The sequence below is a fragment of the Polynucleobacter sp. 30F-ANTBAC genome, from assembly GCF_018882385.1.
In the GTDB taxonomy this organism is placed as follows: domain Bacteria; phylum Pseudomonadota; class Gammaproteobacteria; order Burkholderiales; family Burkholderiaceae; genus Polynucleobacter.
The window spans coordinates 422,474-435,492 of the sequence record NZ_JACVON010000001.1; the positions used below are offsets into that span (position 1 = coordinate 422,474).

The 13,019-nt window shown below is 45.9% G+C and carries 10 protein-coding genes; 4 read left to right on the forward strand and 6 right to left on the reverse strand.

Annotated features, from left to right (window positions below; translation table 11 throughout):
* Positions 1-21: 21 nt before the first annotated feature.
* From ICN28_RS01760 to ICN28_RS01775, 4 genes are read right to left on the reverse strand one after another with little or no spacing between them, the layout of a single operon-like run.
* Positions 22-2,517 (reverse strand): DNA internalization-related competence protein ComEC/Rec2, encoded by a 2,496-nt coding sequence (locus ICN28_RS01760; RefSeq protein ID WP_216285784.1) that lies wholly within the window; start codon positions 2,515-2,517, stop codon positions 22-24.
* A gap of 29 nt (positions 2,518-2,546) precedes the next feature.
* Positions 2,547-3,389 carry a TatD family hydrolase gene (locus ICN28_RS01765; protein WP_216285785.1) on the reverse strand — a complete coding sequence of 281 codons (843 nt, stop codon included), beginning with the start codon at positions 3,387-3,389 and terminating at the stop codon, positions 2,547-2,549.
* Position 3,390: 1 nt separating this feature from the next.
* Entirely contained in the window at positions 3,391-4,101 is a 711-nt protein-coding gene (gene lolD / locus ICN28_RS01770) for a lipoprotein-releasing ABC transporter ATP-binding protein LolD (protein WP_255536080.1), read from the reverse strand.
* A complete protein-coding gene (locus ICN28_RS01775) occupies positions 4,094-5,362 on the reverse strand; it encodes a lipoprotein-releasing ABC transporter permease subunit (RefSeq protein ID WP_216286835.1) in 1,269 nt (422 codons plus the stop codon). Before ICN28_RS01775 ends, lolD begins: the two co-directional genes overlap by 8 nt.
* Before the next feature lie 40 nt (positions 5,363-5,402).
* Here ICN28_RS01775 and ICN28_RS01780 point away from each other — a divergent pair, with 40 nt between their 5' ends.
* The 4 genes from ICN28_RS01780 (at position 5,403) to lysS (ending at position 10,769) form a co-directional block, all read left to right on the forward strand.
* The gene (locus tag ICN28_RS01780; RefSeq protein WP_216285786.1) at positions 5,403-6,335 is read left to right on the forward strand and encodes a hypothetical protein; all 933 of its coding nucleotides are present in this window, start codon (positions 5,403-5,405) and stop codon (positions 6,333-6,335) included.
* A complete protein-coding gene (gene recJ / locus ICN28_RS01785) occupies positions 6,332-8,077 on the forward strand; it encodes a single-stranded-DNA-specific exonuclease RecJ (RefSeq protein WP_216285787.1) in 1,746 nt (581 codons plus the stop codon). Before ICN28_RS01780 ends, recJ begins: the two co-directional genes overlap by 4 nt.
* 9 nt (positions 8,078-8,086) lie before the next feature.
* Positions 8,087-9,191 (forward strand): peptide chain release factor 2 gene (gene prfB, locus ICN28_RS01790; protein ID WP_216285788.1). Its coding sequence is split into 2 segments (ribosomal slippage): positions 8,087-8,158 and positions 8,160-9,191, totalling 1,104 coding nucleotides; the frame shifts between segments, so codons are not numbered across the junction.
* Between the two features lie 48 nt (positions 9,192-9,239).
* Entirely contained in the window at positions 9,240-10,769 is a 1,530-nt protein-coding gene (lysS, locus tag ICN28_RS01795; RefSeq protein WP_216285789.1) for a lysine--tRNA ligase, read from the forward strand.
* Positions 10,770-10,795: 26 nt separating this feature from the next.
* On the opposite strand, the gene fdx is transcribed toward lysS, so the two are convergent.
* Positions 10,796-11,134, reverse strand: coding sequence for an ISC system 2Fe-2S type ferredoxin (fdx, locus tag ICN28_RS01800; RefSeq protein ID WP_216285790.1), 339 nt, complete (start codon positions 11,132-11,134; stop codon positions 10,796-10,798).
* 14 nt (positions 11,135-11,148) lie between these two features.
* Positions 11,149-13,014, reverse strand: coding sequence for a Fe-S protein assembly chaperone HscA (hscA, locus tag ICN28_RS01805; RefSeq protein WP_216285791.1), 1,866 nt, complete (start codon positions 13,012-13,014; stop codon positions 11,149-11,151).
* Between the last annotated feature and the right edge of the window lie 5 nt (positions 13,015-13,019).

Genomic DNA, 13,019 nt, shown 5'->3' on the forward strand with positions numbered 1-13,019 from the left:
CTCCCACACTGCACTAAATTGTTATTGGTGCCATGACCTTCTATGCAACTCTCGCCAATACGTTTGCTGATGACCATCGCCTCTGAACTCCCAAACTTGAGCGCCAGTTTTGACAGTTTCAAGAATAGGGATGTCTCTATCCACATATCGCTGAACAACCTGACGATTGGGGTGGCGATAACGATTGCGATAGCCCGCTTGAACAACAGCCCAACGAGGGGCGATTGCGTCCAAAAAAATCGAGGTTGAAGAAGTAGCACTACCATGGTGCGGTATAAGCAATATAGATGCCACTTCCTTGGGCGCTATGTATTCATTGGCTATCAGCAACTCCCCACCCTTCTCCACATCCCCTGTTAGCCAAAACGAATAGGCATGATTTCTAAGCTCAATGACACAACTTAGTGCATTAGGCTTCCCAGAATGGTGCACGCTCGCAAACGTCATGTCCGAGGCGGGATGCCATACCTTGAATAAAACCCCATCCCACCACCACTCTTGACCAGCTTGGCAAGGCAAAGCGGGCATGTTTAAAGTTTGGGCTTTCTTCAGTAAAAAATGCCACTCGGGCAAGGTTCCCAACAAATCCCCAAAGCGAATCTCCTTCAACAGGCTTAAACCGCCGCCCACATGATCCGTATCTTTGTGACTGATCGCTAATCGATCAATGTAAGAGATCCCCTGACCTCTTAAAAATGGGAGAACATTTCTTTCCCCAGCATCTGACTCTGCAGAGGTTTTAGGGCCCGTGTCATAGAGCATGCGATGTTTGGCTGTTTCAACTAAAACAGCCGTGCCCTGCCCAATATCCAAAACGGTGACCCTGAACTCCCCATGCTTGAGTTGTGAACTTGGAGCAAGTAATAAGGGCGTGCAGCACAAAAGGCCGAATAAACGACTTTTGTAGGTTTTTAATAATGCTCCCGGACGAATTGCCACCACAATGCCAGCCATTGAGATCACCATGACCCAAAGATCAGGTTGCTTAAGGTGGGCTACCGACCAAAACCAAGCCGACATCGGCTTTAAAAACCATGCCACACCCTCCATACAGGTGTGCGCCACCCATAGACACCACTCATTGATCGGTTGAGGCAATACAGCACCTAACATTGCAAATGGCGTAACGATAAAACTGATCAAGGGAATTGCAAATGCATTCGCGAGTGGAGAAACCACTGACACTTGAGAAAACCAAAAAAGTGTCAAAGGTAATAAAGCAATCGTGACAACGGCTTGAACTCGACTCGCTTCTTTGAAGGACTGCCACCACTTCTGCCTCTTGGAATAACCGCACTCAGATAAACCATCCTCACCGGGCATCGCAAACAGAATGGCAGCAACTGCACCGAACGATAACCAAAATCCCGGCGTATAAGCTGCCCAGGGATCCAACAACAAGACCACCAATAACGCCCACCACCAAATATCAAAAGAGCGCGTGATACGCCCCGTCCACATGGCGACAGCAACAACCCCCACCATGTACATGGTTCTTTGAGCAGGTATCTGAAAACCTGCCAACCAGGTGTAAACCAAGGCCACTATAAAGCCGCTAAGAGCCCCCACTTTTTGCGCAGAACAATAAATTGGCAATGAACCTGTTCGCCATAAACGATTCGCCAATGCTGCCGCCATGCCCGCCAACATCGTGACATGGAGACCTGAAATACTTATTAAATGGCCAATGCCTGTCGCGTTAAAGACACGCCAATCACTTTGTGCAATCGCATTTTGCTCACCCATCACCAATGCAATTAAAACTCCAACATACGCAGCACCGTCAGGTGCCCCTGCATTGATCCGCTCGCGGAGATGCCAGCGCATTAATTCAACATACGTTTTAAAGCTGGCAGAAAACTCATCAAGCAATGCCGGCTTCCACGATCGAAGCAAACCTTTTGCACCCGCTCTCACTGCACCATTGGCACCCAAATCTTGCTGAAACATCCAGCGCTCAAAATCAAATCCATGGGGATTCATCAAACCATGAGGTCTTTTTAATCGAACAGGCAGTCGCCATCGTTGCCCCGGCTTTATTTCAGGTAACTGGATATGGCCTCGCCACCCTGAATACCAACCCAATGAGAGACGCTTTGGAAAAGTGGCAAGGTCTAGTAAGTTTGAATTCCCTTCCATCTCAACGCTCTCGACATGAAAGGAGAATCGCATGCCTTCTGAGTTTTGCGATGGAAGACCATCAACAACCCCCGTCACCAGTAGATCAACTCCCTCCAATTCAGGACTCAAGGATCGTTGCAGTCTTTCATGGGTGAGATAGGCCGACCAAGCAAAGCCTAAAAAGCCAAGCAGCAAAATACCCGCCAACAGCTTGCCATAATTTTTCTGATGATTAATGAAGCTCGCTCCACCTTGAAAATTTTTAGCAACCCAAAATAATTTATTTCTTAAAAAGAAGATAAGTAGCAAAGCAATGCTTAGGCTTATCAAGAGAGCTGCCCATACTTCTGTTGAAGGTAGTTGCGGCAAAAAAAGTAAAAGAGATTCCCCGGCCATGAATGCCGTCAATAAAAACCGCAAGCTATCTAATGGGTGGTTGAGTCTTTAGGTAAGGAAGCGATCAAGTCATTCCAGCGGGGAATCACTCGAAGAGCATTGTGAGAACAAATGTGCTGCGTACGAGCGATCAAGTCCCCTCGAATTTCTGCTAAAACAGAAGAAATTTGAGGTAACTCACCCGGCTCGTTTCTAGGGAGTTCTGTATGCGCCAACCAAACAGGCGGAATATCAGGAGCGTCGGTTTCAAGAACAATCGACTCCGCTGGCAAGTCCTTTGCCAACCGTCTAATCTGCAAAGCTCGATCATGCGTCATCGCACCACCAAAGCCCATGACAAATTGAAGCTTCATGAAGTTTTCCGCTTGCTGAAAACTACCATTAAAAGCATGAGCAATACCACCTGACAGCTTTCTGGTTTTTAAGGCCTTAATGATGGCGTCTTGAGAGCGCCTCACATGCAAGATCACAGGAAGATTGAATTCTTTTGCTAAGTCCAACTGTGCTTCAAAGAAGAAAGCTTGATGATGAGGATCTAACTCCGGTAGAAAATAATCCAGACCAATTTCACCAACCCCCACAAATCTTGGATCACCCAACGACTGTTCGATGGCCGCTCTCAAGAGATTGATATCAGACTCTTTGGCTTGCGGCGTGAAGATAGGATGGATGCCCAAGGTATACACCGTGGCAGGCATATATTCGGCTGCATGGTGCGCTAATTTTTTAACAGACTCAAAATCGCTGGCTTTAACCGCAGGAATTAAGACGCCATCTACTCCAGCTTGGGCAGCTCTTTGGATCATGCCATCCCGATCCAAATCAAACTCCGGCGCATCCAAATGGCAATGCGTGTCTAAACACAAAGCCATCTTATTGCGCTCTTAAAACGCCATGATCTAAACGCAGAATGCGATCACATCTAGCCGCACGCAATGGATCATGCGTCACAATCACAAACGATGTACCCTGATTTTTAGCAACCTGCAGCATCAAGTCAAAGACAGCATCAGCTGTTTCAGCATCCAGATTACCCGTCGGTTCATCAGCCAATACACAACTTGGTTGCGTCACGAGAGCTCGAGCGACAGCAACTCGCTGGCGCTCACCACCGGATAAAGCAGCAGGACGATGATCGATACGATGCGCCAAGCCAACTTTACTCAGCATCTCTTGAGCCGCCTCTCTGGCAGAACTGGATGAGAGCCCCCGAATACGCAAAGGCATGGCCACATTATCCAAAGCGCTGAACTCTGCTAAGAGATGGTGGAATTGGTAAATAAAGCCAAGATGACGATTACGAATTTCATTCAGCTGAGCTTCTGTTTGGTTTTCTAGACTTTGACCTGCTAAGGTGACATGACCTTGAGTGGCTTGATCCAAACCTCCCAACAAATGCAATAAGGTACTTTTGCCAGAACCAGAAGAACCAACGATGGCTAACTTCTCCCCTGCCTGAACCTCTAAATTAATATTCTGAAGTACCTGAACTGCAGAATCTCCATCTCCATATGTCTTGGATAGATTACATGCGGAAAGCGTGATGGATTTCATGGCTTGGTTTGTCATAGCGTGATCACTCATATCTCAATGCACTGGCAGGTTGAACCCTAGCAGCCCTCCAACTTGGATATAACGTTGCCAATAGAGATAGGCCAAATGCCATCAATCCAACCGTGATGACATCGCCACTTCTCACATCAGATGGCAAACTTGAAATGAAATAAATATCACGAGGTAAAAATTGGACTCTAAAAATGGCTTCGATCACCGGCACGATGACATCAATATTGAGTGAAATGATGAGACCCAATGCAACTCCACCGATGGTACCGAGTGCGCCAATCATAAAACCTTGGGCAAAGAAGATTCTTTGAATCAAACCGGCCGATGCTCCCATTGTTCTCAAGATAGCAATATCGCCACGCTTATCTGTGACAGTCATCACCAACGTAGAAACCAAGTTAAAAGCAGCTACCGCAATGATCAAGGTCAGAATAATGAACATCATGCGTTTTTCAGTTTGTACGGCAGCAAACCAGTTTTTATTTTGTCTGGTCCAATCTTTAACCCATAAACCTGGGAGTTGGAGAGCGAGCTGGTCAGCCACTTTTGCCGCTGTTTGCATATCTTCTAATTTGAGACGCAAGCCTGATGGCCCATCCAAGCGGAGCAAAGCAGCTGCGTCTTTCCAGTGAACCACTGCCAGCGTGCTATCAAACTCGTAATGACCACTATCCACAATCCCTACTAACTTGAATGTTCTCATGCGAGGAGTCATACCAGCTGGGTTGATATCTCCCTCTGGCACCATGATCGTGATGCGATCACCTAACTGCACCCCCAATATCATGGCCAGTTCAGCACCAAGAGCTAAACCAAACTCACCAGGCTTCAATTCAGTCACCTGGCCCTGAATGAAATGTTTGGGAATATCCGATACGCGGCCCTCAAGAGCTGGATCGATACCTCGAATAGCCACGCCGCGCATCACATCACCTCGGCTAACCAAGGCTTGAGACATGATCATGGGTGCTACACCGATGACTTGCTTGTTTTCTTGCACTTTATTTAAAAGTGGTTGCCAATCACCTAAGCCGGTTGGAGCATGGATTTCGACATGAGATAAGACCGATAACATGCGATCCCGAACCTCTTTTTGAAAGCCATTCATGACTGATAGGACCACAATCAGGGCTGCAACGCCTAAAGCAATGCCAATCATCGATACAGATGAGATAAATGATAAAAACTCATCTTTTGAGCCAGTTTCTTTGTTTTTTCCGGCTTTTTTCCTAGCGCTCGTATAGCGCCATGCAATTTCAAGTTCTATTGGCCAATTCATCATTTGACTAGTTTAGCCGTCTCTTGGACAGAAGGTCTAAATGCAACCTAAAATCAGGGTTATGACATATACATTGGTAATCACCGATACCGAAGAAGAGGCCTCCTTAGAAAGAGGGCTCCCTTATGAGAAATTCCTCTTAGGTCAGAGGAATTCCAGCGCACCAATGGAACTCAAAGCGCTAGGCTTATTGCCATCGGATACAGCTTGTATCGCGCGGATCGAACCAATCCATATTCATGCTGCAAGAGACCACCTGGTTTTAACCAACCCTAGTATTTTAGAAATTACCTCTGAAGAATCAGACGCTTTATTTGATGCGGTCAAGGATATTTTTTCTGAAATGGCTGAGGCGGTTTACCGTCCTCAAGCAGATCGCTGGTTCATTGAATCTCCTGCTTTAGCTTCTTTATCAACCGTGAGTATCGAACAAGCACAAGGCAGAAACATCGATCACTGGATGCCTGCTGACACGACTAAACCTGGGTTAGCTCGTCAGTGGCGCAAATGGCAAAATGAAATTCAAATGATTTGGTTTGATCACCCTGTTAATCAGGCTAGACAGTCTCGCGACATGCTTGCAATCAACTCTGTTTGGATCAGTGGCATGGGATCTCTTCAAGATATCCAACCTCACGCCAGCCTTTTAAAGGCTAAGAAAATTCATAGCTTGGACAACTGCATGGGTGTGATTGCCCAGCACTTGAATAAAGACCATATGATTGATTTGGAACATGCCCCACTCAATAACTTGCTGTCATTGATTTCTATCAAGCATCCTGACGCGGAATCTATTTGGCAGATGGCATGCAGTCAATTGATCAGTAAAAAAATAGATAGTATTCAGTTGCTTGACTTTCCAGATGGTCAAGAACGCAGTCAAGTGATAACACGTCATCAATTACCTCATGTAGGTTTTTTATTTTGGAAAAAACCTAGCACTCCCCCTCTTAAAGATATGCTTCCACGATGACTATGAAACTGACTCAAAGAAGTTTTAAAGAAGAACACCTCAATTCCTTAAAGGCTGCAGGCATCCACCCTGTCCTAGCGAAGCTTTGGGCTGCTCGTGGCATTGAGGAAGCTCAAGAACTCTCGCTTGATTTAAAGAACCTGATTCCCCCATCCGAATTAACCCATTGCGAAAAAGCTGCCGAGTACCTCGCAACAGCGATTCAGGAACGTCAGAAAATTTTGATTGTGGCTGACTATGACTGCGATGGTGCTACCGCTTGCGTGGTTGGTATGAGAGGCCTCAGAGCCCTTGGTGCCCCCTGGGACATACAAGTCGATTACTTTGTTCCGAATCGATTTACGCTGGGTTATGGTTTAACGCCTGAAGTTGTCGATTTAGCCGCGCAGCGTGAACATAAACCCGACATCTTGATCACTGTGGATAACGGTATAGCGAGCTTGGCCGGTGTTCAGCGAGCCAATGAACTCGGCATGGAAGTTCTAGTAACAGATCACCATCTGCCATCCGATACCTTACCGCAAGCAGCTTGGATAGTGAACCCCAATCAACCCAACTGCGGCTTTCCAAGTAAGGCTCTAGCTGGCGTTGGCGTGATGTTTTATTTATTGATCGCTTTGAGAGCGGAGTTAAGAGCCAGGGGTGCTTTTACTGCAGAAACTCAACCGCGCCTAGAAAACCTGTTAGATCTTGTAGCCTTAGGTACAGTGGCTGATGTAGCCTCTTTAGATCGCAACAATCGGGTTCTCGTATCGAACGGCGTGAAAAGAATCAAACACGGCTTGATGCAACCTGGCATCCAAGCACTCTATATTGCTGCTGGAAAAGATCCGTCCAGAGCCAGCACCTTTGATCTTGGATTTACGATTGGCCCTAGACTCAATGCCGCAGGAAGATTAGCCGATATGTCTTTAGGCATTCAATGTCTTCTGACGGATTCTCAAGAAGAAGCACTGCAACTGGCTCGCGAACTGGATCGCATGAATCGTGAACGTCGCACCATTGAAGCGGGTATGCAAGAAACTGCCTTAGCCAGCTTGGTCGATATCCAAGTAGGCTCTCAAGCCACCGTTTGTTTAGAAAATGCCGATTGGCATCAAGGGGTTATTGGCATTGTGGCCTCAAGACTCAAAGAGCGCTTCCATCGCCCTACTCTGATATTTGCCCCAGGCGAAGAAGCAGGTGAAAGCGTTCTAAAAGGTTCTGGTCGCTCCATTACAGGCTTTCATTTAAGAGATGCTTTAGACATCGTATCCAAGAAACATCCGGACTTGATACTCAAATTTGGTGGTCATGCCATGGCAGCAGGTCTAACCATTCGGAAAGATAGTTTTGATTTTTTCAAAGCGACTTTTGAGAGCGTTGCCAAAAACCTGATGACAGAAGAAACACTTCAGCGACAACTGGTTCATGATGGTTTTCTGGAGCCTGAATTAATGGAGCCTGAATTTGGTGCCATGCTGGGTAATGAAACATGGGGGCAAGGCTTCCCTGCGCCGGTATTTTTTGGTGAATTTGAGGTTATAAGTCAGACACTCATCCAAGAAAAGCACCTGAGACTCCAGTTAAAGGCCATTAAACAGAATGGTTTGAGTGATTCCAAGGTTCTCAATGCCATCTGGTTCTCTAGGGCTCAAACCCTGCCAAACCCCGCCAAATTGGCATATAGGCTGGTAACAGACTATTACCAAGGGGTTGCAAGAGCACAATTACATATAGAAGCACTCGACGAGGCTTTATAATCTTGCGCTATGGAAGCTGAACAACTCAATCTCATTACCAACACCCTCGACGATCTTCGTACCCGTACGAATGAACTTCGGAGGTATCTTTGACGTCGATAACAAAGCAGAACGCTTAGTCGAGGTCAATCAAACTCTTGAAGATCCCAAAATTTGGGATGATCCTAAACAGGCACAAGCCTTAGGTCGAGAAAAAAAGCTACTAGATGGCGTGGTCGGAACGATTAATTTCTTAACTGACAACATCTCAGCCAGCCAAGAACTTCTAGAAATGGCCAAGGAAGAAAGTGACTTCGATACGATTAGATCGATTGAGGCTGACACCGATGCCATGCGCCAACAAGTCGAAGGTCTTGAATTCCGACGTATGTTTAGCAACCCGATGGATCCAAGCTCTTGCTTCATTGATATCCAATCAGGTGCTGGCGGAACAGAGGCTTGTGACTGGGCCAGTATGTTGCTACGCCAATACTTACGTTACTGCGAGCGCAAAGGCTTTAAAGCGGAGGTGCTGGAAGTTTCCGACGGTGACGTTGCCGGCATTAAGAGTGCCACGATCAAAATTGATGGTGAATATGCCTACGGCCATTTAAGAACTGAAACAGGTGTTCACCGTTTAGTTCGTAAATCGCCATTTGACTCAGCTAACGGACGTCACACCTCATTTACCAGCGTCTTCGTTTATCCAGAGGTCGATGACTCGATTGAGATTGATATCAATCCCGCAGATATTCGAACAGATACCTACCGCGCTTCAGGTGCTGGTGGACAGCACATTAATAAAACAGACTCCGCTGTGCGTCTAACGCACGTCCCAACAGGGATTGTGGTGCAGTGTCAGAACGATCGAAGCCAACATAAGAACAGAGCCGAAGCCATGTCGATGCTGAAGTCTCGTTTGTATGAGCATGAGCTACGCAAACGTCAGGCAGAACAAGATAAGTTAGAGGCAACGAAGAGTGATGTGGGTTGGGGTCATCAGATCCGTTCATACGTGCTGGATCAAAGCCGTATCAAGGACTTGCGTACCAACGTTGAAATTTCTAATACCCAAAAAGTTTTAGATGGTGATTTAGATGCGTTCATCGAAGCCAGCTTAAAACAAGGCGTTTAAACCTTTACAAAGATTCTTATTAATTAGCATTCCTTACTTGGAAACATCATGACACAAGAACAACAAAACCCTATCGTTGATGAAAATCACATCATTGCTGAACGTAGAGAGAAATTAGCTAACTTACGTAAAGCTGGGGTTGCCTTTCCAAATGATTTTGTCCCGACACATCACGCGGTTGATTTGCATGCTCACTATGGTGAGATCAGCAAGGAAAATTTAGCTGAAAAAAATATCAGCGTTAAAGTTGCTGGTCGCATGATGCTCAAGCGCGTTATGGGCAAGGCAAGCTTTGCTACTGTTCAAGATCGCACCGGACAAATCCAGTTTTATATCAACGATGCAGATATCGGCGAAGAAACTCATAATGCTTTTAAACATTGGGATATGGGTGACTTTATTGCCGCTGAAGGCGTTGTTTTTAAGACAAATAAGGGTGAGCTATCTATCCTAGTCAAAGAATTACGCTTGCTTTCAAAATCACTTCGCCCGCTTCCAGACAAATTCCATGGTCTAGCTGATCAAGAACTGAAGTACCGTCAGCGCTATGTGGATTTAATTGTCTCCCCTGAAACACGTCAAACATTTTTGGCGCGCAGCAAAGCCATGTCTTCGATCCGCCATCACATGCAAGATGCGGGCTTTATGGAAGTTGAAACACCGATGTTGCACCCGATCCCTGGCGGCGCTGCAGCTAAGCCATTTACAACGCACCACAATGCATTGGATATGCAAATGTTCTTGCGTATCGCCCCAGAGCTTTATCTTAAGCGCTTAGTGGTGGGTGGATTTGAACGTGTTTTTGAGGTGAACCGTAACTTCCGTAATGAAGGTGTGAGCCCAAGGCACAACCCTGAATTCACAATGATGGAATTCTACGCAGCCTATACGGATTACAAGTGGTTAATGACGTTTACCGAAGAATTAATTCGCGCAGCCGCGATTGATGCTCAAGGAACTGCTGTATTAACTTACCAAGGCAAACCCTTGGATTTATCAAAACCGTTCCAACGCCTCACTATTGCTGAAGCTATTTTAAAGTACGCCCCTCTTTCTAAGAAAGAATACACCGCTGCTCAATTAGAAGATAAAGAATTTATCCGCACCGAACTCAAAAAGGCAGGTGAGGATATCAATGGTCCAACACTAAAGAATGCCGGCCTTGGCGCACTGCAATTATCTTTATTTGAAGCAACTGCTGAGGAGCACTTATGGGAGCCAACTTACATTATTGACTACCCGATTGAAGTGAGCCCTCTTGCCAGAGAGTCTGATACTCGTCCAGGTATTACAGAGCGTTTTGAGTTATTTATCACCGGTCGTGAAATCGCCAACGGTTTCTCAGAGTTAAACGATGCGGAAGATCAAGCAGCTCGTTTCCAAAAACAAGTGGAACAAAAAGAAGCTGGTGACGAAGAAGCGATGTACTTTGATGCTGACTTTATTCGCGCCCTTGAATACGGCATGCCTCCGACCGGCGGCTGCGGTATCGGCATTGATCGTCTAATGATGTTAATCACCGATTCGCCAAACATCAGAGATGTGATTCTCTTCCCACACATGAGAAGAGAAGACTAATAAAAAAGGAGCCGAGGCTCCTTTTTTTAATGCGCCTCTTTGGCGTGATTGATAGTGTACTTGGGTATTTCTATCACCAAGTCGGTCTGAGCCACAAATGCCTGACACGACAATCTAGACTGCGGGCAAAGACCCCAAGCCTTGTCGAGTAAATCATCTTCAAGCTCTTCTGCTGGATTTAAGCTAGACATACCCTCGCGCACGATCACGTGACAGGTTGTGCAAGCCGCTGACATCTCACAAGCATGCTCGATTTCAATATCGTTTTCTAACAGAGCTTCACAGATGGAGTCCCCTTGCTTTGCTTCAATAACAGCGCCTTCAGGACAATACTCAGCGTGAGGCAATATAACTATTTGTGGCATTTTTCAATTCCCAATTAAATGTCTTCTATTTTTTTACCGGCTAAAGCCAACTTAATACTTTTATTCATTCTACGTGCAGCAAATTCATCTGTTGACTTGGATAGCGATTCCACCGAACGACGAATAACTTGAACTTCTTTGGCATCAACCAGCAACTCTTTCAGAGCCTCAAGTTTACGCACAATCATTTCCAGCTCATCGGCTTCCAACAGATCTTGATCTTCTTTTAAAGCTGCTTCAATTGCTTCAATTAATCTTTGCCCATCAACCACTTCTTCACGTAAGGCTCTGGCATGAACATCATCGGTTGCATGACTAAAGCCATCTTGCAACATGCTGGTGATATCCGAATCCGACAAACCATAAGATGGCTTCACATCAATATGAGCCTCAACACCGGATTGCTGCTCTCTTGCAGTCACAGACAGCAAACCATCTGCATCTACCTGATATGTAACTCGAATGCGAGCAGCACCTGCTGCCATAGGCGGTATGTTTCTAAGTTCAAATTTACCCAATGATCGGCAATGATCGACTACCTCACGCTCACCTTGCAAAATGTGAACTGCTAAAGCAGTTTGGCCATCTCTAAATGTTGTGAAGTCTTGAGCTCTTGCTACCGGAATCGGTGTATTGCGGGGAATGATTTTCTCAACTAATCCCCCCATCATTTCCACACCAAGAGAAAGAGGAATCACATCCAACAAAAGCCATTCACTGCCTTTTTGCTGATTGCCTGCCAGTAAATCCGCCTGCATGGCAGCACCAATAGCCACCACCTTGTCTGGATCGAGATTAGTTAAAGGGGTTTGACCAAATAACTCACCTACGGCTCTTTGCACATGGGGCATGCGTGTCGCACCGCCCACCATAACCACACCTTTAACGTCCTGTGGAGATAATCCGGCATCTCTCAACGCTTTTTTGGCCGCAACCAATGTTTTACTTACCAAATGCTGGGTCAATTCAAAAAACTGAGCCTGACTAATCCCTACGTTGATGACTTTGCCATCACTTAAAGTGACATGAACTCTTGATAATGGGTTTTTACTTAGCTGTTCTTTAACTTCTTTAGAAGCATTCAATAACAAGCGTGTATCTTTATCGGATAGAAGCTGTAATTTGGCCTGCTCTAAAACATAACAATACAAACGGTGATCAAAGTCATCTCCACCCAGCGCTGAATCCCCGCCTGTTGAAAGAACTTCAAAAACACCTTTACTGAGTCTTAGGATAGAAATATCAAATGTACCGCCGCCTAAGTCATAAACCGCGTAAAGGCCCTCAGAGGCATTATCTAAGCCATAAGCAATAGCTGCAGCAGTTGGCTCATTCAAAAGCCTTAGAACTTCAATACCCGCTAATTTGGCTGCATCTTTGGTTGCTTGGCGCTGCGCATCATCAAAGTAGGCAGGCACCGTGATCACAGCACCCACAATCTCATCGTCAAAACTGTCTTCAGCTCGTTGTCTTAATCTAGCTAAAATCTCAGCAGAGACCTCTACGGGGCTTTTATCACCCGAGATCGTTTTAAGCTTCAGCATGCCTGGTGCATCAACAAAATCGTAAGGGATCGATTCTTTATTGGCCACATCATTGATGCCTCGACCCATAAATCGTTTGACAGAGATGATCGTATTTTTTGGATCACCCGTTGCATTTTGTAATGCTTGATAACCCGCTTGAGTCGATCCACCTCGAAGATATCTCACCACTGACGGCAATAAGGCACGTCCTTGATCATCTTCCAGAACTTCTGGCAGAGCATTTTTCATGGCAGCCACTAAAGAATTTGTGGTCCCCAGATCAATACCCACGGCAATACGTCGTTGGTGAGGGGCTAAAGATTGGCCAGGTTCGGCAATTTGTAATAAGGCCATAATTT